The 21,841-nt window shown below is 73.8% G+C and carries 24 protein-coding genes and 5 pseudogenes; 16 read left to right on the top strand and 13 right to left on the bottom strand.

Annotation, left to right across the window (positions count from 1 at the left end; translation table 11 throughout):
- Window positions 1–13 precede the first annotated feature (13 nt).
- Window positions 14–247: a hypothetical protein gene (locus RH94_RS33445; RefSeq protein WP_073952080.1), complete on the top strand. Its 234-nt coding sequence runs from the start codon at window positions 14–16 to the stop codon at window positions 245–247.
- A gap of 33 nt (window positions 248–280) precedes the next feature.
- Here RH94_RS33445 and RH94_RS33440 read toward each other — a convergent pair whose 3' ends face one another.
- Entirely contained in the window at window positions 281–1,516 is a 1,236-nt protein-coding gene (locus RH94_RS33440) for a glycoside hydrolase family 16 protein (protein ID WP_073952079.1), read from the bottom strand.
- Window positions 1,517–1,666: 150 nt separating this feature from the next.
- Complete coding sequence (locus tag RH94_RS33435) at window positions 1,667–2,197, bottom strand: VanZ family protein (protein WP_073952078.1); 531 nt, start codon at window positions 2,195–2,197, stop codon at window positions 1,667–1,669.
- A gap of 243 nt (window positions 2,198–2,440) precedes the next feature.
- Between RH94_RS33435 and RH94_RS33430 the strand changes: the two genes are divergently transcribed.
- The 6 genes and pseudogenes from RH94_RS33430 to RH94_RS33405 all read left to right on the top strand — a co-directional run bounded on the left by RH94_RS33430 (window position 2,441) and on the right by RH94_RS33405 (window position 6,207).
- Window positions 2,441–2,617, top strand: coding sequence for a hypothetical protein (locus RH94_RS33430; RefSeq protein ID WP_407697395.1), 177 nt, complete (start codon window positions 2,441–2,443; stop codon window positions 2,615–2,617).
- Window positions 2,614–3,066, top strand: coding sequence for a monovalent cation/H+ antiporter complex subunit F (locus RH94_RS33425; RefSeq protein ID WP_073952076.1), 453 nt, complete (start codon window positions 2,614–2,616; stop codon window positions 3,064–3,066). Before RH94_RS33430 ends, RH94_RS33425 begins: the two co-directional genes overlap by 4 nt.
- Window positions 3,059–3,313: pseudogene (locus RH94_RS33420) on the top strand (Na(+)/H(+) antiporter subunit B); the annotation flags it as partial. The gene RH94_RS33425 and the pseudogene RH94_RS33420, both read left to right, overlap by 8 nt.
- 23 nt (window positions 3,314–3,336) lie before the next feature.
- Window positions 3,337–4,059 (top strand): MnhB domain-containing protein, encoded by a 723-nt coding sequence (locus RH94_RS33415; RefSeq protein WP_073952075.1) that lies wholly within the window; start codon window positions 3,337–3,339, stop codon window positions 4,057–4,059.
- 19 nt (window positions 4,060–4,078) lie between these two features.
- On the top strand, window positions 4,079–4,426 hold the full coding sequence (locus RH94_RS33410) for a sodium:proton antiporter (RefSeq protein WP_073952074.1): 348 nt from the start codon (window positions 4,079–4,081) through the stop codon (window positions 4,424–4,426).
- Entirely contained in the window at window positions 4,426–6,207 is a 1,782-nt protein-coding gene (locus tag RH94_RS33405) for a complex I subunit 5 family protein (RefSeq protein WP_073952073.1), read from the top strand. Before RH94_RS33410 ends, RH94_RS33405 begins: the two co-directional genes overlap by 1 nt.
- On the opposite strand, the gene RH94_RS33400 is transcribed toward RH94_RS33405, so the two are convergent.
- Window positions 6,208–6,870: a DUF4230 domain-containing protein gene (locus RH94_RS33400; protein WP_079189291.1), complete on the bottom strand. Its 663-nt coding sequence runs from the start codon at window positions 6,868–6,870 to the stop codon at window positions 6,208–6,210.
- 226 nt (window positions 6,871–7,096) lie between these two features.
- On the opposite strand from RH94_RS33400, the pseudogene RH94_RS45375 reads away from it, so the two are divergent.
- A pseudogene (locus tag RH94_RS45375) lies at window positions 7,097–7,333 on the top strand (RNA-guided endonuclease TnpB family protein); the annotation flags it as partial.
- Between the two features lie 33 nt (window positions 7,334–7,366).
- Window positions 7,367–7,468 (top strand): annotated as a pseudogene (locus tag RH94_RS46860) (ribose-phosphate pyrophosphokinase); the annotation flags it as partial.
- 18 nt (window positions 7,469–7,486) lie between these two features.
- Here RH94_RS46860 and RH94_RS33390 read toward each other — a convergent pair.
- Together RH94_RS33390 and RH94_RS33385 are read right to left on the bottom strand one after the other, a co-directional pair.
- The gene (locus RH94_RS33390; protein WP_107428891.1) at window positions 7,487–7,867 is read right to left on the bottom strand and encodes an anti-sigma factor antagonist; all 381 of its coding nucleotides are present in this window, start codon (window positions 7,865–7,867) and stop codon (window positions 7,487–7,489) included.
- Between the two features lie 135 nt (window positions 7,868–8,002).
- Window positions 8,003–8,962 (bottom strand): NADP-dependent oxidoreductase, encoded by a 960-nt coding sequence (locus tag RH94_RS33385; RefSeq protein WP_073952071.1) that lies wholly within the window; start codon window positions 8,960–8,962, stop codon window positions 8,003–8,005.
- A gap of 101 nt (window positions 8,963–9,063) precedes the next feature.
- On the opposite strand from RH94_RS33385, the gene RH94_RS33380 reads away from it, so the two are divergent.
- Entirely contained in the window at window positions 9,064–9,528 is a 465-nt protein-coding gene (locus RH94_RS33380; protein ID WP_073952070.1) for a pyridoxamine 5'-phosphate oxidase family protein, read from the top strand.
- A gap of 77 nt (window positions 9,529–9,605) precedes the next feature.
- Window positions 9,606–9,998 carry a VOC family protein gene (locus tag RH94_RS33375; protein ID WP_073952069.1) on the top strand — a complete coding sequence of 131 codons (393 nt, stop codon included), beginning with the start codon at window positions 9,606–9,608 and terminating at the stop codon, window positions 9,996–9,998.
- Window positions 9,999–10,045: 47 nt separating this feature from the next.
- Here RH94_RS33375 and RH94_RS33370 read toward each other — a convergent pair whose 3' ends face one another.
- The gene (locus RH94_RS33370) at window positions 10,046–10,348 is read right to left on the bottom strand and encodes a DUF4235 domain-containing protein (RefSeq protein WP_073952068.1); all 303 of its coding nucleotides are present in this window, start codon (window positions 10,346–10,348) and stop codon (window positions 10,046–10,048) included.
- Between the two features lie 35 nt (window positions 10,349–10,383).
- Window positions 10,384–11,403, bottom strand: coding sequence for a glutathione S-transferase family protein (locus tag RH94_RS33365; protein WP_073952067.1), 1,020 nt, complete (start codon window positions 11,401–11,403; stop codon window positions 10,384–10,386).
- Window positions 11,404–11,559: 156 nt separating this feature from the next.
- Between RH94_RS33365 and RH94_RS33360 the strand changes: the two genes are divergently transcribed.
- Window positions 11,560–12,531, top strand: coding sequence for a cation diffusion facilitator family transporter (locus RH94_RS33360; protein ID WP_107428892.1), 972 nt, complete (start codon window positions 11,560–11,562; stop codon window positions 12,529–12,531).
- A 104-nt stretch (window positions 12,532–12,635) separates the two neighbouring features.
- On the opposite strand, the gene RH94_RS33355 is transcribed toward RH94_RS33360, so the two are convergent.
- Window positions 12,636–13,079, bottom strand: a complete 444-nt coding sequence (locus RH94_RS33355; RefSeq protein ID WP_073952065.1) for a nitroreductase family deazaflavin-dependent oxidoreductase — start codon at window positions 13,077–13,079, stop codon at window positions 12,636–12,638.
- A gap of 112 nt (window positions 13,080–13,191) precedes the next feature.
- Window positions 13,192–13,824 carry a LysE family transporter gene (locus tag RH94_RS33350; RefSeq protein ID WP_073952064.1) on the bottom strand — a complete coding sequence of 211 codons (633 nt, stop codon included), beginning with the start codon at window positions 13,822–13,824 and terminating at the stop codon, window positions 13,192–13,194.
- A gap of 280 nt (window positions 13,825–14,104) precedes the next feature.
- Between RH94_RS33350 and RH94_RS33345 the strand changes: the two genes are divergently transcribed.
- From RH94_RS33345 to RH94_RS39120, 4 genes and pseudogenes are all read left to right on the top strand, one after another.
- Window positions 14,105–15,322: a cytochrome P450 gene (locus tag RH94_RS33345; protein WP_073952063.1), complete on the top strand. Its 1,218-nt coding sequence runs from the start codon at window positions 14,105–14,107 to the stop codon at window positions 15,320–15,322.
- A 13-nt stretch (window positions 15,323–15,335) separates the two neighbouring features.
- Window positions 15,336–15,533, top strand: a complete 198-nt coding sequence (locus RH94_RS33340; protein WP_073952062.1) for a ferredoxin — start codon at window positions 15,336–15,338, stop codon at window positions 15,531–15,533.
- Window positions 15,534–15,573: 40 nt separating this feature from the next.
- On the top strand, window positions 15,574–16,152 hold the full coding sequence (locus tag RH94_RS33335; protein ID WP_073952061.1) for a flavoprotein: 579 nt from the start codon (window positions 15,574–15,576) through the stop codon (window positions 16,150–16,152).
- Window positions 16,153–16,556: 404 nt separating this feature from the next.
- A pseudogene (locus tag RH94_RS39120) lies at window positions 16,557–18,202 on the top strand (ricin-type beta-trefoil lectin domain protein); the annotation flags it as partial.
- 170 nt (window positions 18,203–18,372) lie between these two features.
- Here the strand turns inward: RH94_RS39120 and RH94_RS33320 are convergent.
- The 4 genes and pseudogenes from RH94_RS33320 to RH94_RS45370 all read right to left on the bottom strand — a co-directional run.
- Window positions 18,373–18,918 (bottom strand): universal stress protein, encoded by a 546-nt coding sequence (locus RH94_RS33320; RefSeq protein ID WP_073952060.1) that lies wholly within the window; start codon window positions 18,916–18,918, stop codon window positions 18,373–18,375.
- Window positions 18,919–18,939: 21 nt separating this feature from the next.
- On the bottom strand, window positions 18,940–20,190 hold the full coding sequence (locus tag RH94_RS33315) for an SLC13 family permease (RefSeq protein ID WP_073952059.1): 1,251 nt from the start codon (window positions 20,188–20,190) through the stop codon (window positions 18,940–18,942).
- 36 nt (window positions 20,191–20,226) lie between these two features.
- Window positions 20,227–20,928, bottom strand: a complete 702-nt coding sequence (locus tag RH94_RS33310) for a DUF4232 domain-containing protein (protein WP_073952058.1) — start codon at window positions 20,926–20,928, stop codon at window positions 20,227–20,229.
- A 175-nt stretch (window positions 20,929–21,103) separates the two neighbouring features.
- Window positions 21,104–21,841: pseudogene (locus tag RH94_RS45370) on the bottom strand (serine/threonine protein kinase); the annotation flags it as partial.

Here is a 21,841-nt window from a genome sequence, read left to right as displayed (position 1 = left end):
TACGCTGGATGGTATGACTGAAGCTGGTCTCCACATCTCCCGGCCGCGCATCTTCGTGCTCAGCGTGCAGCCGGGTAACCCGCCCTTCCGCGTCGTAGAGATCGACGGTGAGGTGGTCGGCGAGGCGAAGACCGTCATCGACGTGCTCGAAGCCGCCGCCGCCTTCGGCATCAGAATCCACGACCTGGACGATCCGGACGTGGTCCGCTGGGTCGGCGGCGACAAGTTCACCTGGACCGTGCACTAGAACCCGTCCGGGGCGGCTCCGGCTCCCGCTCGCTCAGCCGACCGTCCACTTCTGGTTGGCGCCGCCCGTGCAGGTCCAGATCTGCAGCCGGGTGCCGTTGGCCGGGTTGTTGCCGGTGACGTCCAGGCACTTGTCCGCCCGTGGATTGACGATGTCGTGCGCCGCGGAGACGGCCCACTGCTGGTTCGCGCCCCCGGTGCAGTCCCACAGCTGGACGGTGGAGCCGTCCGCGGTGCCGTGGTCCGTGACGTCCAGGCACTTGCCGAGCGCGCGCAGGGTGCCGTCCGCGGCGAGCGCCCACTGCTGGGCCGGGGTGCCGTTGCAGTCGTGGAGCTGCACCGGGGTGCCGTTGGCGGGGTTCGCCCCGGCCACGTCCGCGCACTTGCCGGCCAGCCCCCGGATCGCGCCGCCGGCGGGTGTGTTGCCCGTGGTCACCGAGACCGAGTCGACGACGAGCTGGGCCGGGAAGGAGGTGGAGCCGTCCGGGTCGCCCGGCCAGTAGCCGCCCACGGCCAGGTTCAGGATCAGGAAGAACGGCTTGTCGAACACCCACTTCCGCCCGCCCAGGTCGGCGGGCGTGCGGCGCTGGTAGACGGTGCCGTCCACCGACCAGGTGATCGAGTCGGGCGTCCAGTCGACGGCGTAGGTGTGGAAGGCGTCCGCGAAGGCCTGGCCGCCCGGCAGCGAGTACGCCGCGCCGATGCCGCCCGAGCCGGAGTAGCCGGGGCCGTGGAGGGTGCCGTGGACCGTGGAGGGCTCGTAGCCGACGTTCTCCATCACGTCGATCTCACCGGAGTCCGGCCAGCCGACCTGCCCGATGTCGGTGCCGAGCATCCAGAACGCGGGCCACATGCCCTGCCCGCGCGGGATCTTCATCCGGGCCTCCACGTGCCCGTACTGCGCGGCGAACTTCCCGGATGTGTTCAGCCGGGCCGAGGTGTACTGGCAGGTGCCGTACCAGCACTGGTAGTTGGCCGGGTTCTCGCGGCGGGCGGTGATGACCAGGTGGCCCTGGCCGTCCAGGGCGGCGTTGCGGGTGCCCGGCGTGTAGTACTGCCGCTCGTGGTTGTTGACGTTGTCGCCGGTCTCCGTCTGCCACTTGCCCGGGTCGACGGCCGCGCCGGCCGGCCCGTCGAAGGTGTCGGAGAACGTCGCGGCGGCGGAGACCTCGGGGGAGTCCGCGTGGGCGGGGCCGGCCATGGCGGAGCCGGCCAGAACGGCCGACAGGGCGGCGAGGAGACATCTGCGGAGCAGGCGTGGGCGGGCCACGGCTCTCCCTTCCGTACGGCGGCCCGTGCACGGGCGCGCCGACCGTTGTGGGGGGTGAAGGGGTCACCTTGATTGAAGGAGGGGGACAAGTGGCCGTCAATACTTTGGTACGGACCATTTCCGGGAGAGTCCTCAGGGCAGTCCTGAGGCTCACTCACGCGGCTTGCGCGCGTGCACCGCCCGGCTCATCCGCCGGCCCAGAAGCAGGTAACCGACCAACGCGCCAGAGGCGTTGAGGATGACGTCGTCGACGTCGAAGGCCCGCCCGGTGATCAGCGCCCCCTGCGCGAACTCCACCAGCAGCATCACCATCGCCGTCAGCAGGACGACCCGCAGCACCCCCCGCGCCCCCGGCGCCACCACCGGCACCAGGACGCCGAACGGCACCCCCAGCAGCAGGTTCCCGCCGATCTGCTTGACCGTCTCCCGCAGCCCCGGCGCCTCCAGATAGGCCCGCAGCGAGCGCCCCGGACGCAGATTGGTGTGCGCGATGGACGCCGACGCCGGCGACGGCTCGAGCGTCAGTTTCGCCAGCACGACCGCGAACGCCACCATGAAGACGAAGGCGCACAGCATCGCCAGCAGCCGCAGCGGCCAGGGCAGCGGCCGGCGTCCACCGGGGGCCGGGCGGGCCGGGCGCGGACGGAACACGGTACGCGGACGGAGCGCCACGCGGGCCATACGGTCCTCCAGTCGTCAACTCCCCTGTTTAGTAGGCCGGTTACCCGCGAACAACCCGACGATGCCCCGCCCCGGCAAGGGTCTGGCGCCCCGGTTTCCATTGCTGCTGACGGGGCATCCGGGCTTCGGCCCCGCGCGCCACCACCCGCCCCACGGCCGGGGCGGTGCTTGGATGCCGGGAAACGGTGTACCCGAGGTCCCTCGCCCGGCGGAGGGCGGAGTCTGCGGAGGTGGCGTGTGAACGTGCGTACGACGCTCCTCGCCGTGGGCGAGGTCCTGGCCTGGTGGGCCGCGCTCGTCGTGCTGTGGCTGATGCTCATCAGCACCGTCTACACCCTGGAATGGGTGGTCGGCGCCTGCGCCGCGGGCGTGGGCGCGCTGACCGCACGCGCCGGACGGCGGACGGTGGTCCGGCGGTGAACGGCTGGATCCTCGCGGCGACGGTCGTCCTGGCCGTGGGTCTCGGCACCACCCTGTGGGGCGTCGCCACCGGACCGCTCAAGCGCCGGGTCGTCGCCCAGAACCTGTCCACCGCCATGGTCTGCCCCGGCCTGCTGCTGCTCTCCCAGGGCTACAGCCGTACCGCCTACGTCGATCTCGCCCTGCTCATGGCCCTGCTGGGCCCGGTCGGCACCCTGGTCTTCGCCCGGCTGCTCGCCGGTGAACTCGCCGACGACCCGCCCCGGGCCCGGGGGCCGACCTGGGCGGCGGCCGGCGTCGGCGCGGTCGTCGTCCTGGTCCTGTGCGCGGTCACCGGACCAGGCCGCTCCCTGGTGAAACTCCTGATCGTGGGGGCGCTGCTGGTCGGCGGGAACCTCGTCGCCTCCCGGGCGCTGTCCCACGGCTTCGCGGAGGTGAGCCGTGGCTGACGTGGCCGTCGTCCTGGCACTGCTGTTCGTGGCCGCCGCCGCGACCGCCGCGGTCGTCAACCGCGACCCCGCCCGCCAGGCCCTCGTCCTGGCCGTCCTCGGCACCGCCCTCGCCGTGCTGTTCACCGTCCTGCAGGCACCCGACGTCGGGCTGTCGCAGCTCGCCGTCGGCTCGGTCCTGACCCCACTGCTGATCATGCTCTCGGTGCGCAAGGTCCACCGGCCCTCCGCCGGAGGCAAGGACGGCGAGGAGCGAACCCGCGCACGAGGCTGTGGCTGGTCGCCCTCGGCGGCGCGGGACTCGCCGCGCTGCTCGTCGCCGCCTGCCTGCGCCTTCCCGTCTTCGGCGGCGCCCGCCACCCCTACGGCGACCGTGCCGTGCGCGCGTCCCTGTCCCGGCACACCGCCAACACCGTCGCCTCCGTCAACTTCGACCAGCGCGCCTTCGACACGATGGGCGAGATGACGATCCTCTTCGCGGCCGTCCTCGGCTGCGTCGTCCTGCTGCGCCAGGCCCGCGACGAACACCGCGACCGGCCCGAACCCTCCGAGGTCGCCGTGCCCGTGCGCCGCTACGCGCTGGTCGTGCTGCCCGTCGCCCTGGTCACCGGCCTCTACGTGATCGCCCACGGGCAGCTCAGCCCCGGCGGCGGCTTCCAGGGCGGCGTGGTCGCCGCGACCGCCCTGCACCTGCTGTACCTCGGGGCCGACTACGCCGCCCTGGAACGCGTCCGCCCGGTCGAGGCCTACGAGATGGGCGACGCCGTCTCCGCCTCCGCCTACCTCGTCCTCGGCCTCGCCGGCGTCCTGGCCGGCACCGCCTTCCTCGCCAACACGCTGCTGCCGTACGGCACCTTCAACACGCTGTCCTCCGGGGGCACCGTCCCGCTGCTGAACGCGGCCATCGGCATGGAGGTCGCCTGCGCGGTCGTCGTGCTGCTCGCCCGCTTCCTGGACCAGGCCGTCGAGATCGCAGAGGAGAGCGGGGAGTGAGAGCGCCGTGAGTGCCGTGATGCACGTCCTTCCGTACCTGGTCGCCACCTATGTGCTCCTGGTCGGCTGCTACGGCCTGGCCACCAGCCGGAACCTGATCCACGCCGTGGGCTGCCTGGCCGTGTGCCAGTCCGCGACGTACGTCCTGCTGCTGGCCGTCGGCTACCGCGACGGTGGCACCGCGCCCGTCTTCTCCGACGTCAGGCCCGGCTCGCGGCCCGTGGTCGACCCGGTCGTGCAGGCGCTCACCCTCACCGACATCGTCGTCGGCGCGACGGTGACCGCGCTGCTGCTCGCGCTGACCGTGCAGATCTCCAAGCGGCACGGCACGGTCGACCCCGACGAGCTGAGGGAGCTGCGCGGCTGATGCGCCATCTGCTGCCGCTGCTGCCCGCCGTCCCGCTGCTGGGTGCCGGCCTGCTCGTCGCGGGCGGCCGCCATGTGCCCCGTCCGGCCGCCGAGGCCTTCGGCTCCCTCGTCTCCGCCACGACCGCCGCCCTGGCGGTCGTCCTGCTGCTGAACTCCTCGCCGCCACTGGTGGAATGGGTCGGCGACTGGTTCCCGGGGAACGGCGGGAGCGTCGGCATCGTCGTGACCGGAGACGGCGCCTCGCTCGGCATGGCCGCGCTCGTCTCACTGCTCACGCTGGCCGCGCTGGCCTACTCCTGGTACTACTTCGACGAGCCGCCCCGCGGGCACGCCGGCTCCTACCCCGCGCTGATGCTGCTCTTCCAGGGCGGCATGTGCGGCTTCGCGATCGCGGGCGACCTGTTCAACGCGTTCGTGTTCTTCGAGCTGATGGGCGTCGCCGCCTACGCGCTGACCGGCTACCGCATCGACGAGGCCAAGGCCGTACAGGGCGGGCTGAGCTTCGCACTTGTCAACTCGCTGGGCGCCTACTTCATGCTCATGGGCGTCGCCCTGCTCTACGCCCGCACCGGCGAACTCGCCATGGCGAGGATCGGACACGGCCTCGACCAGGCCGCCGGACAGCACGGGCCCGACGCGCTCACCCTCGCCGGCTTCGTGCTGTTCCTGACCGGTCTGCTGGTCAAGGCCGCCGCCGTGCCCTTCCAGTTCTGGCTGCCGGACGCGCACGCCGTGGCGCCCACACCCGTGTGCATGCTCCTGTCCGGCGTCATGGTGGAGCTCGGCGTCTACGGCGTCTGGCGGGTGTACGGGACCGTCTTCTCCGGGCCCGGAGGCATCCCGGCGGCCGACTTCACCCGGGCCCTGGTGGTGCTGGGCGTGCTGACCGGTGCCGTCGGCGCGGTCATGTGCTGGTACCAGCGGCACATCAAGCGCCTGCTCGCCTTCTCGACCATCGGCCACACCGGGCTGTTCCTGGTCGGCATCGGCGTGCTGAAGGCGGAGGCCGACGACGGGACCGCGCTGTACCTCCTCGGCCACGCCGGAGTGAAGGCCGCCCTGTTCGCCTGCGCCGGGATCCTGCTCGACCGCTACGGCAGCGTCGACGAGTTCTCCCTGCACGGCCGGGCCCGGCGACTGCGACTGGTCGGTGCCATGTTCGCGATCGGCGGGCTGGCCCTGGCCGGACTGCCGCCCTTCGGGACCGGCCTGGGCAAGGCGGTCGCCGAGGAGGCCGTCGGCGGCCCGCTCACCGTGCTGTACGTCGCGGTCTCCGCCCTCACCGGAGCAGCGGTGCTGCGGGTCGCCGCCCGCGTCTTCCTCGGGCTCGGCCCGCAGCCCGAGGAGCACAGGGGCGAGGAGCGCGACGAGGACAAGACCTCCGGCTCCGGCGAGGAGCCCGAGACCCGGCAGCGGCTGGACAAGGTCCCCCACACCATGCGTGCGGTCCCGGCGGTCCTGCTTCTCGCGGCGCTCGCCGTCGGCGCGGTGCCCGGCTTCGCCGGCGTGGTGGGGCACGCGGTCGACGAGGCCGGGTCCTGGGGTGGGTTCTCCTCCGTGGAGTGGACCGCGACGGGAGTCCTGCTTGACCTGCTGTCCACCCTGCTGGCGGTGGGACTCGCCGCCGTGGCCGTCACCCGCCCGCAGCTGCTGGGCGCCCCCGGGTGGGCGCTGCCGCTGCGGCGTCTGCAGTCGGGCCACGTCGGCGACTACGTGGCCTGGCTGCTGGTGGGGACGGCCCTGCTCGGGGCGCTGGCGCTGCCCGGGGTCCTCGGCTGATCAGGTCCCGTAGGTGATGTGCACCTCCTGGAAGCCGAGGGACTTCAGCAGCCCTTCGAGCATGCCGGTGGTGTTGGTCTCCGCCCGTGAGGTCAGCCCGCTGCCCCTGGCCGCCTCGGCGATGTGCCTGACCGCGAGCTGCTGCACGGCGCGTTCGCTGTTGGGGTTGTCGGAGAACAGGTCGCCGAGGCGGTCGAGCAGACCGCGCTGCTTGGAGACGGCGTAGGAGTGGTCCGGGTCCAGGGCCGGTTTGCCGAGCCGGGCGTGCGGCAGCCGCAGCGTGGCCGACGTACGGTCGTCGTCGACCCTCACGTCCTTGTCGCCGATTCCGCCGAGGTCCACGTAGGCGTCCACGGTGCCGGCGCCGACGTACAGGGTGCGGGTGCCGCGGATCGCGTCGGGCAGGTACTTGGCGTCCTTCTCGAGGTCCACCACGACCTGGAAGTTGCCGGAGGCGGCGTCGTAACGACTGAGATCCTGGATGGACTTCAGCAGCGCGGGGCCGGAGCGGTCGTGCGTCTCGGTGCCGAACAGGTCCTTGATTCCGGGCAGCACGGCCAGCCTGATACCGGCGAACAGCACGGCGAGCACCACCACGAGGGCGCCCACCGCCTTCGCCCAGCCGGGCATGCGCCGGGGCGGTCGCTCGGGGGAAGTCGTCATGCGGCGGTCCTCCTTCCTCCTCCTACACATGCCCGCCACATCCCTTGCCAGACAACCCCGTTGGCGGTTCACCAGGACCGGCGGCATACCGCGGCCGGCTTCCGGACGGCCGGTGGCACGGCCTCGGGACCGGCGGGCCCGCTGGAGAGGAAGACCGCGGCGAAGCGGCGCCGCCGGACCGGCCCCCGTTCTCAAGGGCTTCGACCGCGGCTTCGCGACCAGATGTAACGTCCGTGAGGGGACGTGCGACTGCGGTGCCGTGCATGACCGCGTGAACGCGGCACGCAACATCCTGGCCGCCGGGCTGGCGGCGTCTGCCTGTGGAGACGGTGTAAGACCTCAACGGGAGTCCTCCCGGACGGGGCGGTCGTCGGCGAAGCAGGAAACCCGGCGGGCGACCGCTGGACTCTCCCGCCGTTGGGCGGGGGAGGAAGTCAACAGCCGCAGCATGGTGCGGCTGTAGCGCGTCAGCGGCGTCGTCGTCATGGCCGACCTGCTGGTCGCGGCGGGCGTCCTCGGACGGCCGGCCGAGCAGCCGGACGTACTGGAGATCGTGTGCACCGACACCGCGCCCGTGCCGGCGGAGGACCACGAGGAGCACCGGGCCCACGAGGGCTCACAAGGAGCCGGACGTCGCCTCGGGCCGGTCCAGGGCCGCGTCCAGGGACGGCTGCGGGGGCAGCAGCCGGGCCAGACCGGTCACCTTGAGGATGCGCAGGGTCAGCGGGTGCGTGCACACCAGGCGCAGCTCCCCGCCCCGGCCGAGGACCCGGCCGCGGGCCCGGTACAGCAGGCGCAGCCCGGAGCAGTCGAAGAAGTCGACCCCGCTCAGATCGATCACGACCCGGGCCCCGGGCCGGGCCGTGATCCGGTCCAGGTACGGGACGATCTGCGCCGCCGCGGCGATGTCGATCTCGCCGTGGAGCTCCAGCACGGTGTGCCCGCGGTCCCGGCGGACGCGCAGATGCCGGGCCGGCGGCGCGGATTCGTTCGCCACGACGACTTCGCCTCCAAGCGGCCTCTGCACGGCAACCTACCCCTGTAGAAGGGAATTCCAGCATGTTCGGTTGACATATGTCTTCGGATTGTCGTCAATTACGGTTCCACTACGGTCAGTTGTGGCCAGTTGTGGTCAGTCCGTCAACAGGACCAGCTTCCCCGTGGTGCGGCCGGTCTCACCGAGCTCGTGCGCCTCGGCGGCCTCGGCCAACGGGAAGGTGCCGGCGATCTCGGCGCGCAGCCCGCCCTCCTCGACGAGCTCCGCGATCGCCCTCATGCCGTGGTGGTCGGCGTCGACCAGCATCCGCAGCGCCCGCACACCGAGCCGGCCGGCCTCCTCGTAGAAGTCGTCGGAGCCGACCGGCAGGATCGACACCACCAGCCCGCCCGGACGCAGCACCCGCAGCGAGCGGAGGGAGGTGTCGCCGCCGATGGTGTCCAGCACGACGTCGACGTCCCGCACGGCCTCGGCGAAGTCGGTCGTACGGTAGTCGACCGGCTCGTCCACCCCGATCCCGCGCAGGAAGTCGTGCTTGCCCGCGCTCGCGGTGCCGATGACGTACGCGCCGCGCGCCTTGGCGATCTGCACCGCCACATGACCGACCCCGCCGGCCGCCGCGTGGACCAGCACCCGCTGCCCCGCGCGGAGGTCCGCCCGCTCCACCAGCGCCTGCCAGGCGGTCAGCGACACCAGCGGCAGCGCGCCCGCCTGGATGTGGTCGATCCCGGCGGGCTTGGGCGCGAAGGAACGGGCCGGAGCGGTCACGTACTCGGCGTGCGAGCCGTGGCCGAAGGGGTAGGGCAGCATGCCGAAGACCTCGTCCCCCGGCCGGAAGAGCGACGCGCCGATCCCGGTCGCCTCGACGACGCCGGAGACGTCCCAGCCCAGCACGAACGGCGGCTCACCCAGGAAGCCGCCGGTGGCCCGGTGCTTCCAGTCGGTGGGATTCACCCCGGCGGCCCGCACCCGCACCAGCACCTCGTTGGGCCGCGGCGCGGGCCGCTCCACCTCGGTCACCTTCAGCACCCCGGGACCGCCGAGGACGTCCTGGCCGACGGCACGCATCGTGTTCACGGTGTTCACGACGTTCATGGTGACCCACCCTGCCCGGCTCCGCCCGCCGGGATGCCGGACGGTCCACACTGAGAGAGTTCCGTCCGACCGTACGACGACGACCAGGAGGCTGTTCGACGATGACCCCGCCTGCCGTACGCTCCGCGAAGCAGCGCAAGCTGGACACCCTGCACCGGCTGGAGAACGACGTCGACGCCTGGGTGGCGACGGCCGACGCCGGGGGAGGGGTGCCGTACCTGGTGCCGCTGTCGTTCCTCTGGGACGCGGGGATGCTGCTGGTGGCCACCCCCGAGGCCAGCCCCACCGGCCGGAACCTGCGCGAGACCGGCAGGGTCCGCCTCGGCATCGGGCCGACCCGGGACGTGGTCATCGTGGAGGGCACCGTCGAAACCGTGCCGCCCGCCGAACTGCCGGAGGAAGAAGCCGACCTGTTCGCTGCCAAGACCCGCTTCAACCCCCGCCGAATGACCACGCCCTACCTGTACTTCCGGATCCGCCCCCAGCGCGTGCAGGCCTGGCGCGAGGCGAACGAGCTGGACGGACGGGAGCTGATGCGCGACGGGGAGTGGCTGGTGGCGGACTGAAACCGCGGGGCGCGGATATCAGGGACATGAGCGCGGCAGGGCACCCGTGCCCTGCCGCCGGACCCTTCGGAGGAGACATGCCACTGGTGACCGCGGGCGTCGTCGTGCTCGACTGCGCCGAGCCCGAGAAACTCGCCGTGTTCTACAAGGAGTTGCTGCAGGCGCAGGAGACGGACGTGACCGCCAACCTGGTGGAGGTACGGGCCGCCGACGGACTGCGGCTGGCCTTCCGGCGCGACGCGAACGCGACCCCGCCGAGCTGGCCGCGCCCCGAGAACTCCCTCCAGGTCCACCTGGACTTCCTGGTGGAGGACCTGGACGCGGCCGAGCGCCGGGTCGTCGAACTGGGCGGCCGCCCCCTGGAGGCCAAGGACGGCCCCGGCCCGTACGAGGAGCGCAGCTGCTCCGACCCGGCCGGCCACAGCTTCACCCTCCGCCGAGCCCACCGGGCAGCCCCCAAACAGGGCTGACCCCCGGCGCGGGTGGGGTGCGCCGGGGGGTGGGCGCGTTGCCCGCGCTACGCGCTCCGGCCGTCCTTCGACTTCGCCGGCCAGACACCCGTCGACCGTTCGATCGCCGTCGCCCCCGCACGGTCCACCGCACTGCGCACCACGGCGAAGATCGCGCCCTGGACGGCCGCCGCGAGCAGGATCTCCCCCCAGTGGCGGTCCGCGTCGAGCGGGTCGGGCGCGTCGTCCTCGTGCCGGATGGCCTTCCACGTCGTGCGGAAGGCCAGTCCGGCCAGCGCACCGCCGGCCCAGCCCAGCACGAAGCCGAGGGGCTGGTAGGCGAGCGGGAGCTTGTGCTTCTTCTTGGCCACCTGTGTCTCCTCTGCCGGTGGGAGGGCCGTGGGCGTCAGGGCCTGCCCCGTGCGGGAATCTCCTCGCCGGGCCGCACGGGACCCGGCGGCGTACCGTCGCCGAAGGGCCGCCCGCCGAGCTCCTCGCGGTGATGCGGGGTCAGCCAGCCGGACAGGTCGGGCCCGAGGGGCACGATGCCGGTGGGGTTGATGCCCGTGTGCACCTCGTAGTAGTGCCGTTTGATGTGGTCGAAGTCGACCGTGTCGCCGAAGCCGGGCGTCTGGTACAGATCGCGGGCGTACGCCCACAGCACGGGGTTCTCGGCCAGCTTCCAGCGGTTGCACTTGAAGTGTCCGTGATAGACGGCGTCGAAACGGACCAGTGTGGTGAACAACCGGACGTCCGCCTCGGTGATCGTGTCGCCGACGAGGTAGCGCTGCCCGGCCAGGCGGTCCGCCAGCAGGTCCAGCCGGCGGAACACGCCCGCGCACGCGGCCTCGTGCTCCTCCTGGGTCGTGGCGAAGCCCGACCGGTACACCCCGTTGTTGACGTCCTCGTACACCTGGGCCATCACCGTGTCGATCTCGTCGCGCCGCGCCCGCGGATACAGGTCCGGCGCCCCCGGACGGTGCAGGGCCGTCCACTCGGTGGCGAGGTCGAGCGTGATCTGCTGGAAGTCGTTGGTGACCAGCTCGCCGCTGGGCACGTCGACGACCGCGGGCACGCTCACCCCGCCGGGGTAACCCGTCTCCCGCCGGTCGTAGGCCTCGCTCAGGAAGCGGATCCCGAGCACGGGATCACGGCCGTCGGCGTCGAGGGTGAAACGCCAGCTGCGGTCGTCCTGGATCGGATCGACGACGGCCAGCGACAGGGCGTCCTCCAGCCCCAGCAGCCGCCGCGACACCAGTGCCCTGCTCGCCCACGGACAGGCGCGGCTGACCACCAGCCGGTAGCGTCCGGCCTCCACCGGCCAGCCGTCCCGCCCGTCGGCGGTGATCCGGTCCGCGAAGTGGCTCCTGGACCGCTTGAAGGCCTTGTGGCCGTAGGCGGTGTTGCCCTCGCCCCCGTCGCTCATGTGTCCTCCCTGCTCAGCGGGTGTCCTGGTGGACGCGTTCCCCGAAATCCGCCGTCGGCACCGTGTGACCCGCGCCGACCGGGGCAGTCGGCGAACGTGAGCGGGAAATCCAGGGAGCACCCGACGGACGACACGCGGAATTACACACGGAACCACATCCGGCACCGCACGAGGAAGCACACGAAGGACCGCAGCACCCGCGTCACCGTGCTGGTGGCGCTCACGGCGAACCTGGTCATCGCGGTCGCCAAGGCCGTCGGCGGCCTGATCGCGCACTCGCCCGCGCTGCTGTCCGAGGCGGCCCACTCCGTGGCCGACAGCCTCAACGAGATCTTCCTGCTGGCCGCGCTGCGCCGCAGCCGCCGCCCCGCCGACCGGCGGCACCCCTTCGGCTACGGCAAGGAGCGCTTCTTCTGGTCGCTGCTCGCCGCCGTCGGCATCTTCGTCATGGGCGGCTGCTTCTCCTTCTTCCAGGGCGTCGAGGCCCTGCGCCACGGCGCGCAGGAGACGTTCAGCGGCTATGTGGCGGGCCTGATCGTGCTCGGCGTCGCCCTGCTCGCCGAGGGCCTGTCCCTGCTGCGGGCGGTGCGCCAGGCGGGTCGGCAGGGCGGCGTGGGCGGCCTGCGCGACCCGGCGCTGCGCACGGTCGTCGCCGAGGACGGCACCGCGGTGATCGGCGTCGTCCTCGCCCTGGCCGGCATGGCACTGCACATGGTCACCGGGCAGGCCGTCTGGGAGGCGTCCGCCTCGCTCGCCATCGGCGCGCTGCTCGTCCACGTCGCCTACCGGCTCGGCCGCGAGGCCCGCGACCAGCTGATCGGGGAGGCCGCCGAACCCGAGCTCAGCGGCCGCATCCGGTGCCTGCTGCGGGCCCAGCCGGAGATCGACAGCGTGGAGGCGCTGTTCACGATGAAGATGGGCCTGGACTCCCTGCTGGTGGCCGCCCGGATCGACCTGACCCCCGGCCTGGACAGCGAGCGGGTGGAGGAGGTCGCCGTGCGCATCAAGCGCTCCATCGCCCGGACCGTCCCCGAAGCGGACCGGATCTTCCTCGACGTGACCGACCGCCCGGCCGAGGAGGCGGCGCGGGAGAGCCCCGCCGCGACGGGGGAGCGCGGCGGGGCCTGAGGCACGGGTGCCCGGGCGGGGGCGGACCCATGCCTCCCGGTCCGGATCCCTTTCCGGCCGACGTGCCGGCCCGCCGCCCCGGACCGCCGCCTCAGTCCGTTGGCTCAGTCCGTCGGCTCCAGCACGAAGACCGGGATCTCCCGCGAGGTCTTCTCCTGGTACTCGGCGTACGGGGGAAACGCGGCGACGGCCCGCTCCCACCACTCGGCCTTCTCCGCGCCGGAGACCTCACGGGCCGTCATGTCCCGCTTGACCGGGCCGTCCTGCAGCTCGACCCGGGGGTCGGCCCTGAGGTTGAAGTACCAGAACGGATGCTTGGGCGCACCGCCCTGGGAGGCCACCACCGCGTAGCGCCCGTCGTGCTCCACGCGCATCAGCGGCGTCTTGCGGATCCTGCCGCTGCGTGCGCCCACCATGGTCACCACGACGACGGGCAACCCCGTGTCCCGCAGCGTGGTCCCCTCGGTGCCGCCGGAGCTCTCGTACAGCTCCACCTGCTCCCTCACCCACTGGGCCGGGCTGGGCTCGTACTCGCCCTGAAGAGGCATGCCGTCCGTCCTCTCGTCGTGTCCTGAGACCGATCGTGCACCGTCCATTCAACATCCGCACCGGCCCGGACCGTCCCCACCGCGCTGGGCACCGCCCGCCCGGGGCGGGCGCTCATCCCGGCGGCACCAGCATCCGTACCGCCAGCGCGGTGATCACACAGCTGGACACGAGCGCCGTCACCAGCCGCCCCCGGTGGCCGGTCAGGGCCCGGCCGAGCAGCGCGCCGCCGCCGGCGAGCAGCAGTTGCCGGCTCGCCGACGCGGCGAAGGCCGCGAGGACGAACACCGCCTGCTCGACGGGCGGTACGGCGTGCGCGGCGCGGCTGCCGAGCACCAGCGCCGCGAAGTAGATCAGCGTGGTGGGATTGAGCAGGGTGATCCCGAGCAGCGCCAGGTAGGCGCGTGCCGGGCTCGGCGCGGGCGGGGCGGCGCGGGTGGCGGGCCGGTGCCCGCGGTACTGCCGCAGGGCGGCGACCGCGCCTCCCACGGCCAGTGCCGCCGGCACCAGGGCCGACGCCCAGCGCAGCGGCCCCAGCGCCGGCCGCAACAGACCCGCCAGGGCCGAGCCGCCGAGTGCGGCCAGCAGGGCGTAGAGGCCGTCGGCGGTGGCGACGCCGAGCGCGGCGCAGGAACCGGCCCGCAGGGACGTACGGGCGGTCAGGGTGACGAGGTAGGTCCCGACGGCGCCCACGGGCACGGCGATGCCGTAGCCCGCGAGCAGCCCGGCGACGAGCGCCGCGGTCACGGCAGCGCGGGACCGGGCCTCCGGGGGCGGCCGGGCTGCTGCCGGCACCGCGCCGGCAGGTCGGCGGCGGACGGCAGCGGCAGGAACACGTCGGTCGTGGGCATGGCCGGATCCTGTACGCCGTGCGGTTTCGGCGGAAACCGATTTACGATGCGGAGTGGGTGATTCCCGGCCAGTTCCCGCGGATCGCCGATCTGGCCGAACCTCCTGTCGCGCCAATGGATGCCTCGGGCATCCAATGAGGACCGGCACGACGCACCCTTCGTCTGCGAGGTCTTCCATGACGGACCTGACCGAAAAGTCCGAACACGTCGCCTTCCCCCAGGACCGGAGCTGCCCCTACCACCCGCCCACCGGGTACGACCCGCTGCGCGCCACCCGGCCGCTGACCCGCATCCGGCTCTACGACGGCCGCCCGGCCTGGCTCGTGACCGGCCACGGCCTCGCCCGTGACCTGCTGGTCGACCCCCGGCTGTCCACGGACCGCACCCGCCCGGGCTTTCCGGCCACCACGCCCCGCTTCGCCGCGGTCCGCGACCGCAGGCCCGCGCTCCTGGGCGTCGACGACCCCCGGCACCGCACCCAGCGGCGCATGCTGATCCCGAGCTTCACCCTCAAGCGCGCCACCGAGCTCAGGCCCCGGATCCAGCAGATCGTCGACCAGTTGCTGGACGAGATGACCGCGCAGGGGCCGCCCGCCGATCTGGTGCGCGCCTTCGCGCTGCCGGTGCCGTCCACGGTGATCTGCGCGCTGCTCGGCGTGCCCTACGCCGACCACGAGTTCTTCGAGGAGCAGTCGAGGCGGCTGCTGCGCGGACCGACGGCCGAGGACACGCGGGAGGCCCGGGACCGGCTCCAGGCGTACCTGGACGCCCTGATCGACCGCAAGCAGCGGCAGGAGGCCGGTGAGGCCGGTGAGGGCCTGCTGGACGAACTGGTCCAGCAGCGGCTGAGCGAGGGCGAGCTCGACCGCGAGGAGCTGACCGCCCTGGCGATGATCCTCCTGGTCGCCGGCCACGAGACCACCGCCAACATGATCTCCCTGGGCACCTACACGCTCCTGCGGCACCCCGACCGGCTGACCGAACTGCGTGCCGACCCCTCGCTGCTGCCCGCCGCGGTCGAGGAGCTGATGCGGATGCTGTCCATCGCGGACGGACTGCTGCGCCTGGCCACCGAGGACATCGAGATCGCCGGGACCACGATCAGGGCCGGGGAGGGCGTGGTCTTCTCCACCTCCGTCATCAACCGGGACGAGGACGTCTACCCCGCCCCCGACACCCTCGACTGGCACCGCTCGGCCCGCCACCACGTCGCCTTCGGCTTCGGCATCCACCAGTGCCTCGGCCAGAACCTCGCCCGCGCCGAGCTGGAGATCGCCCTGCGTACCCTCTTCGAGAGGCTGCCCACGCTCCGGCTCGCCGTCCCGCCGGACGAGATCCCCTTCAAGCCGGGCGACACCATCCAGGGGATGCTGGAACTCCCCGTGACCTGGTAAGAGGCATGCCGCCATGCGCATCCGCATCGACAAGGACCGCTGCATCGGCGCCGGACAGTGCGCCCTGACCGCCCCGGGTGTCTTCACCCAGGACGACGACGGCTTCAGCACCCTGCTGCCCGGCCGCGAGGACGGCGGCGGCGACCCGCTGGTCGGGGAAGCCGCCCGGGCCTGCCCGGTGGGTGCCATCACGGTGTCGGAGGACGGCTGAACCCNNGGGCCGGCAGGGGCCGTCGAGTAGGCTCTCCCGGATGAGCGAACGGACCGACGAACCCGCCGGGAAGCGTTTCCTCTACGTCGTCGTCTGCGCCGCCGGCATCGCCGCGGGCGTCAGCGAGCTGATCGCCGCCGCGCAGGAGCGGGACTGGGAGGTCGGGGTCATCGCGACTCCGGTCGCCCTGGGCGGGTTCTTCGACACCGCGGCGGTCGAGACGCAGACCAACCACCCCGTACGCTCCGCCTGGCGCGCTCCGGGCGACCCGCGGCCGTTCCCGCCGCCGGACGCCGTGGTCGTCGCGCCCGCCACCTTCAACACCGTCAACAAGTGGGCCGCCGGAGCCGCCGACACCCTCGCCCTGGCCACCCTGTGCGAGACCTACGGCATGGGTGTGCCGGTCGCCGTCCTGCCGTGCGTCTCCGCCACCCTGGCCGCCCACCCCGCCTACCAGGAGAGCCTCGCGCGCCTGCGCGGCATGGGCGTCCGCTTCGGCGAGCCGTTCTCCGGCGAGCCGCGCGAGGACGGCGGTCGGCCGGGCTTCGGCTGGGAGCGGGCACTGGACCTTCTGGACGCCTTCCGGGAACAGCCCGCCGCGGGCCGTAATTCCCTTTGAAAAATCGTCAACAAGGTTGTTTCGAGAGCGTTTTGCGCAAAACCGTGTGATCCCTTGTTGCCCGCCGTCGGCCTGTGCGAAGGTGTGGCCTGTCGGCGAGCAGACCATGGGTCTCCCTCTGCGCGGTGGACGCTCGAGAGGCCGACGCCCCCTTTTTTGATTTTTGGTATGAACCAAATCCGCGGTGTGTACGGAGGAATGCAGCCGTGAAAGACCCGGGCGTGTCCAATTCCCCTGCGCCACGCGGCCCGTTCGGTATCACGGACGAACAGCTGAGCGCCGGACTCAGGGAGCGGACGGGTACCACTCCCGAGGTGCAGCCCGTCGGCGAACTGCTGGACCGGCACTGGGAAGCGGCGTTCTCCTACGCACGGCTGTGCGCCGACGGTCCGCAGTCCGCGGGCATGCTCACCACCGCGGCCTTCACCCGTCTGTTCGGCCAGTCCCTGCGGCAGTCGGGACCGACGGCCGCCTGGCGTCCCCAACTGCTCGTCACCGTACGGCGCATCGCGGCCGAGTGGAGCGCGGACCACCGGCGGGAGATGCTGCACCCGGAACTGCGGGCGGCGGGCGACGACGGCGACCGGATCGGCGCGCGCCTGCTGCCGCCGGGCGACCGGCGCCTGCTCTCCCGGGCGTTCCAGCGGCTGCCCCAGGCGGCCCGCGCCCTGCTGTGGCACACCGAGGTCGAGGCCGAGCCGCTCGCGGCCCCGGCCCGGCTGCTCGGCATCGACGAGGAGGACGCGCGCGCCGAATTGCGGCGGGCCCGTGAACGGCTGCGCGAGGAGTGCCTCCAGGTGCACCGCGAGGTCGCCCCCCGGCAGGAGTGCCTGCTCTACCTGCGGCTGCTGGACGTCACCTACCGGCGCGGCGGCGTCGACCTCGACCCCGACCTGCGCACGCACCTGGACGGCTGCACGCACTGCCGGTACACCGCCGACCAGCTGTCCCGGTTCAACGCGGACCTGGGCGCCGCGCTCGCCGAGGGCATCCTCGGCTGGGGCGCCCGCGCCTACCGCGACTCCCGCCTGATGCCCACGGCCCCGGAGGACCCGGCGGCCCCGCCGTCCGCCGACGGCGAGCCGTTCGTACTGGTCGGGGGAGAGCCGTTCGATTCCGTCGGCCCGGGTGCGCCGCCCCCCGGCGAGCCGTTCGCGGCCGCTGCCTCCGGGCCGGAGCCGGCCTCGGTGGGCCGTGGAGGCGCCGCCGGGACCGGTCCGGTACCGGCCTCGGCGGGCCGGGAAGCGGCGCCGGATCCCGCCACGGGGCCGGCCTCGGCGGGTGCCGGGGTCCGGCCGCGTGCCGGTGGGCGGAGGATGGCTCAGAAGGCGGCGCGGCGGGCCGCACGGCAGCGGAATCTCGCCATCGCGGTGGCGACGGTGAGCGGGCTGGTCGCGCTGCCGCTCGTGCTGTGGGCGGTGCTCGGCTCCGGGGACGGGGCGAACGCCACCGGAGCCGGCGGGCGGCCCTCCGACACGCCCGGCAGCGGCTCTGCGTCCGCCGGGCCGTCCTGGATCGGCGCCGGCGCGGCGGGCAGGACCACCCTGCGCGGGCGGCTGCACAACGTCGCGTCCGGACTCTGCGTCGGCGTCGTGGGCAGGAAGGCCGTCGAGGGGGCGGAGACCGAGCTGACGAGCTGTTCGCCGACGCCCGACCAGCAGTGGGTGTACGAGACCGACGGACTGCTGCGCAGCGGCGCCGCGCCCGGTCTGTGCCTGGACTCCCGCCTGGGCTACTCGGTACGGCTCGCCCCCTGTACGGGCTCCTCCGGGCCGGGCCCGAAGGACATCCGCTACGACTTCACCCTGCGGGGCGACCTCGTGCCGCGCTTCGACCAGGACCTGGCCCTGACACCGGCCGCCACCGACGGCGGGGGCGCCCTCGTCCTCAAGACCCGCGCGAAGAGCGACACCCAGCGCTGGGTGATGGACACCTCCACCCCCGACCCGCAGATGGAGGTGGTCAACTGGGGCGCGGACGGCGGCTCCTCGGGCCGGGTGTCGTCGGCCCCGCCCACCCCCCGGCCGTCGGCCCCGGCGCAGCAGGCCGTNCCCGCCAGTCCCGGCCACCACGGCACCCCGGACGACCCCGCGGCCGACGTCCGACGACGCCGGCCCGAGCCCCACCGACAGCTGCGACGCCCACGACCGCTCCTGCTCACGGGACCGCGACTGGCGTCACCGCCGCCCAGGGGGCGGGCACGGCGGTCGCTGAACCACGTCAGCGGTGGTGCGGCGAGTGCGGCAGAGGCGAGGGAGGGGGAGGGGGAGGGGGCATCGTCGTGAGGTCCGGTGCCGTCTCCGGCCACACCAGCAGCACCGGGCAGGGCGCGTGGTCCACGGCGAACCGCGCGGCCGGACCGAGGCTGCGCGGGCCGAGCCGCTCGCGGTCGCCGTCGCGGGCCAGCACCAGCAGGTCCGCGCCCTCCGCGGCGGCCACCACCTCGCGCTCCACCCGTCCGCCGCGCTCCAGCCGCGTGCACGGCCGCCCGAGCCGGGCCGCCGCCGCGTCCAGCAGCTCGGCCGCCGACGTACCGCCGAGGTCCGCCAGCAGGTCCCCCGGATCCCTCCCCCAGCCTTCGGCCGGGGGGCGCCCCCACGGATGCCCACGCCCGAGCAGCCCGGCGAACGCCCCGTGCGCCACGCCGGGCACCTCCTCCCCGCTGACGTGCAGCAGGACCACCTCGGACGCGTGGGGCGCGTAGGTGCGTACGGCGTCCACGCAGGCGGGCCAAGTGCCCTCCACCAGCCAGGCGATCACACGCATCCGGGTCGGCCTCCTCCGTCTTCAAAGGGCCTGGAGCGCTCCCCACAGTGCCACCACCGCGGGAAGCAGCGCGGACGGCACGGCCAGCAGACCGAGCCGGGTGAACTCCTCGAGGTCCACGCCGTGTTCGTGCTGGTGCACGATCCGCCGCCACAGCAGGGTCGCGAGGGAACCGGCGTAGGTGAGGTTCGGGCCGATGTTCACCCCGAGCAGCACCGCGAGGACCGCTCCCGGCCCGGCCGGCGCGGTCAGCGGCAGCAGGACCAGCACCGCCGGCAGGTTGTTGATCAGGTTGGCGAGTACGGCGGCCAGCGCGGCGACGGCGAGCAGCGCCGGCAGTCCCGTGCCGCCGGGCAGGACGTGCCCGAGCGCGCCGGCGAGGCCGTTGTCCACCACCGCGCGCACCACGATGGCGAGGGCCAGGACGAACGCCAGGAAGGCCGGCGCCGCGGCCCGCACCACCGTCAGTGGGGTCGCCGTCCGCCGCACCAGCGCGCGCCCGGCGAGCACCAGCGCCCCGGCCAGCGCCGCCCACACCGGTTCGACGCCGAACGTGGACGCCACCACGAAGCCGGCGAGCGTGCAGGCCACGGTGACCAGCGCGAACAGCGGCAGCCCGGGCGGCTCCCCGGTACGCGGCGAGGGCGCCGCGGCCGCCAGGTCGCGGGCGAAGAAACGGCGGAAGACCACGTACTCGGCGCCGATCGCGACCAGCCACGGCAGCGCCATCAGCGCCGCGAACCGGGTGAAGCTCAGCCCGCTCGCCGTGAACGCCAGCAGGTTGGTGAGGTTGGAGACCGGCAGCAGCAGCGACGCGGTGTTGGACAGGTGCGTGCACGCGTACACGTGCGGTTTGGGCCGTACGCCGGTGCGGGCGGCGGTGGCGAACACCACCGGCGTGAGCAGCACGACCGTGGCGTCCAGGCTGAGCACCGCGGTGATGGCGGAGGCCAGCGCGAACACCGCCGTCAGCAGCCGCACCGGGCGGCCCCGCGCCCAGCGGGCCGTCCAGGCCCCGCACGCCCGGAACAGCCCCTCGGCGTCGCAGAAGTGGGCGAGCACCAGCACCGCGGCCAGGAACCCGACCACCGGGCCCAGCCGCTCGGCCTCGGCCCGGGCATGGCCGAGCGGGATCGCGCCCACCGCGACGGCGACACCGGCGGCGGGCACGGCCATGACCGCCTCCGGCCAGCCGAACGGGCGGACGACGGCCCAGGCGAGCACGGCGACGAGCAGGACGACCGAGAGGCTCTCGGCGAGCGCGGTGTTCAGGGCGGGGTCCTCCCGGATGCGGTCGGCGGCGTCCGCTCAGGGAGCCGTGCCGGGGCCGAGGACCGTCAGGAACACCGAGGAGGCGTTGCCGCCCACGGGTACCTGGCCGGCCGTCCACTTCACCGTGAGGTGGTCGCGCTCGTCCGGCGGGGTGACGATCAGCGCGGCGGGCGTCGCCGTCCTCGCCCCGCTCACTCCGGGGTTGGAGAACGTCAGACCCGTCCAGGCGCTGCTGCCCGGCCTCAGCGTCACGGCGGTGGGCGTCCCCGGGGACCGCTTGGGGTCCGGGCCCAGCTGCCTGCCCGCGGCGTCCACGAACGCGGCGCCGGGATAGCCGCGCACGGTGCAGGTGCGGCCGGAGGTGTTGGTCAGGACGACCGGGAAGTTCTCCTGCCCGGCGCCGGGGTCGTCGCGGCCCACCGAGGCCCTCAGCTCGGAGGTGTGGCAGCGGGTGCTCGTGGCGGTGGTGCGGGCGCCGCCCGTGCCGCGGGCGGAGCCGGTGGTGGTCGCGCCGCTCGGGGGTGCGGCGCCGCTGTTCGTGGCGGAGTCCGTGCCGGGTGCCGTGCCGGATGTCGTACCGGCCGTGGTGTCGCCGGTCGCGGGCGCGGCGGTGCCCGACACCTGCCGCGGGGCGCCGCTCGTGCCGCCGCCGCTGCCGCAGGCGGTCAGCAGACCCAGTACGGCGGCCGCGCTCGCCAGCAGGGCCGCCCGGTGGGCGGACGGGGACGTGTGCGTCATGTTCCACACTCCTGGAGGTTCGCCGCACACGGTGGCCGCGTGCGTCCGGCGCCTCGTGCGCCGTCATGGGTGTCCGATGCGCGGACCGGGCGAAAAGTTCGCGGCCGACCGCGCATTCCTCACCTTCCTCCGAACTCCTTCCCACCGCGTGCCGCGCGGAGTTCACCCGTACGGGTCAGGTGACCCGCAGGGAGCGGAGTACGCGTTCGGTCGCGTCGCCGTCGCCGTGCTGACGGATCTGCACGTACACCCGGGGCCGGCCGCCGCCGTCCGGGGCGAGCGCGGTCTCCGTGAGCCGGCCGCCGTCCGGGCAGGCGCTCCAGGCCCGGATCCGGCCGTGCCACCGCCCGTCGGTGTAGGGGCGGCCGCCGTCGTAGCGGCAGCCCGGGTGGCCCAGCGCGTTCACCCGCGCGGTGACGTCGCCGTGCTCGCTCAGCCCGACGAACACCCCGCGCACGTCCGCCCCGGGGTCCTGCCACCGGGACAGGTCGTCGGCGACGGCGAGGCCCGGCTCGTGCCCGGCGGGCAGCCCCAGCGCCGCGGGATTCCAGCCGGAGCCGCGCAGCCGGCGGCCCCAGCCGTCCGGCACCCGGACCGCGATCCGGCCGGTGGCGTCCTCGACCCGGACGCCGGTGGCCGAGGACGGCCGGTCCACCAGGGCGAGGACCGCCCCGGCGCCGGCGACGGCGACGGCGAGGACGAGGGCGGCCACCGGCGCCGCGGCCCTGCCCCGTCCGCGGGGCCGGGCGGCGGGCGGGCACGCGGCGGCCAGCCGCTCCAGCTCGTCGGCGAACGCCCCGGCGGTGGCGGGCCGGCGCCGCTCGCGGTCCGGTTCCAGGGCCCGCATCAGCGCCCGGGCGACGGCGGGGTCCAGATCCGGCCGCAGCCGCTCGGGCCGTACGACCCCGCCCGG

This window comes from Streptomyces kebangsaanensis (assembly GCF_001906585.1).
GTDB classification, from domain to species: domain Bacteria; phylum Actinomycetota; class Actinomycetes; order Streptomycetales; family Streptomycetaceae; genus Streptomyces; species Streptomyces kebangsaanensis.
This window is presented reverse-complemented; position numbering and strand designations above follow the sequence as displayed.

Bases quoted from the DNA above. Each gene is read 5' to 3' on its own strand.
- RH94_RS33445 (WP_073952080.1), top strand. From the start codon at position 14: ATGACTGAAGCTGGTCTCCACATCTCCCGGCCGCGCATCTTCGTGCTC.
- RH94_RS33435 (WP_073952078.1), bottom strand. From the start codon at position 2,197: ATGGCCCGCGTGGCGCTCCGTCCGCGTACCGTGTTCCGTCCGCGCCCG.
- RH94_RS33410 (WP_073952074.1), top strand. From the start codon at position 4,079: ATGCACGTCCTTCCGTACCTGGTCGCCACCTATGTGCTCCTGGTCGGC.
- RH94_RS33405 (WP_073952073.1), top strand. From the start codon at position 4,426: ATGCGCCATCTGCTGCCGCTGCTGCCCGCCGTCCCGCTGCTGGGTGCC.
- RH94_RS33400 (WP_079189291.1), bottom strand. From the start codon at position 6,870: ATGACGACTTCCCCCGAGCGACCGCCCCGGCGCATGCCCGGCTGGGCG.
- RH94_RS33385 (WP_073952071.1), bottom strand. From the start codon at position 8,962: ATGAACGTCGTGAACACCGTGAACACGATGCGTGCCGTCGGCCAGGAC.
- RH94_RS33380 (WP_073952070.1), top strand. From the start codon at position 9,064: ATGACCCCGCCTGCCGTACGCTCCGCGAAGCAGCGCAAGCTGGACACC.
- RH94_RS33375 (WP_073952069.1), top strand. From the start codon at position 9,606: ATGCCACTGGTGACCGCGGGCGTCGTCGTGCTCGACTGCGCCGAGCCC.
- RH94_RS33365 (WP_073952067.1), bottom strand. From the start codon at position 11,403: ATGAGCGACGGGGGCGAGGGCAACACCGCCTACGGCCACAAGGCCTTC.
- RH94_RS33355 (WP_073952065.1), bottom strand. From the start codon at position 13,079: ATGCCTCTTCAGGGCGAGTACGAGCCCAGCCCGGCCCAGTGGGTGAGG.
- RH94_RS33345 (WP_073952063.1), top strand. From the start codon at position 14,105: ATGACGGACCTGACCGAAAAGTCCGAACACGTCGCCTTCCCCCAGGAC.
- RH94_RS33340 (WP_073952062.1), top strand. From the start codon at position 15,336: ATGCGCATCCGCATCGACAAGGACCGCTGCATCGGCGCCGGACAGTGC.
- RH94_RS33335 (WP_073952061.1), top strand. From the start codon at position 15,574: ATGAGCGAACGGACCGACGAACCCGCCGGGAAGCGTTTCCTCTACGTC.
- RH94_RS33320 (WP_073952060.1), bottom strand. From the start codon at position 18,918: ATGCGTGTGATCGCCTGGCTGGTGGAGGGCACTTGGCCCGCCTGCGTG.
- RH94_RS33310 (WP_073952058.1), bottom strand. From the start codon at position 20,928: ATGACGCACACGTCCCCGTCCGCCCACCGGGCGGCCCTGCTGGCGAGC.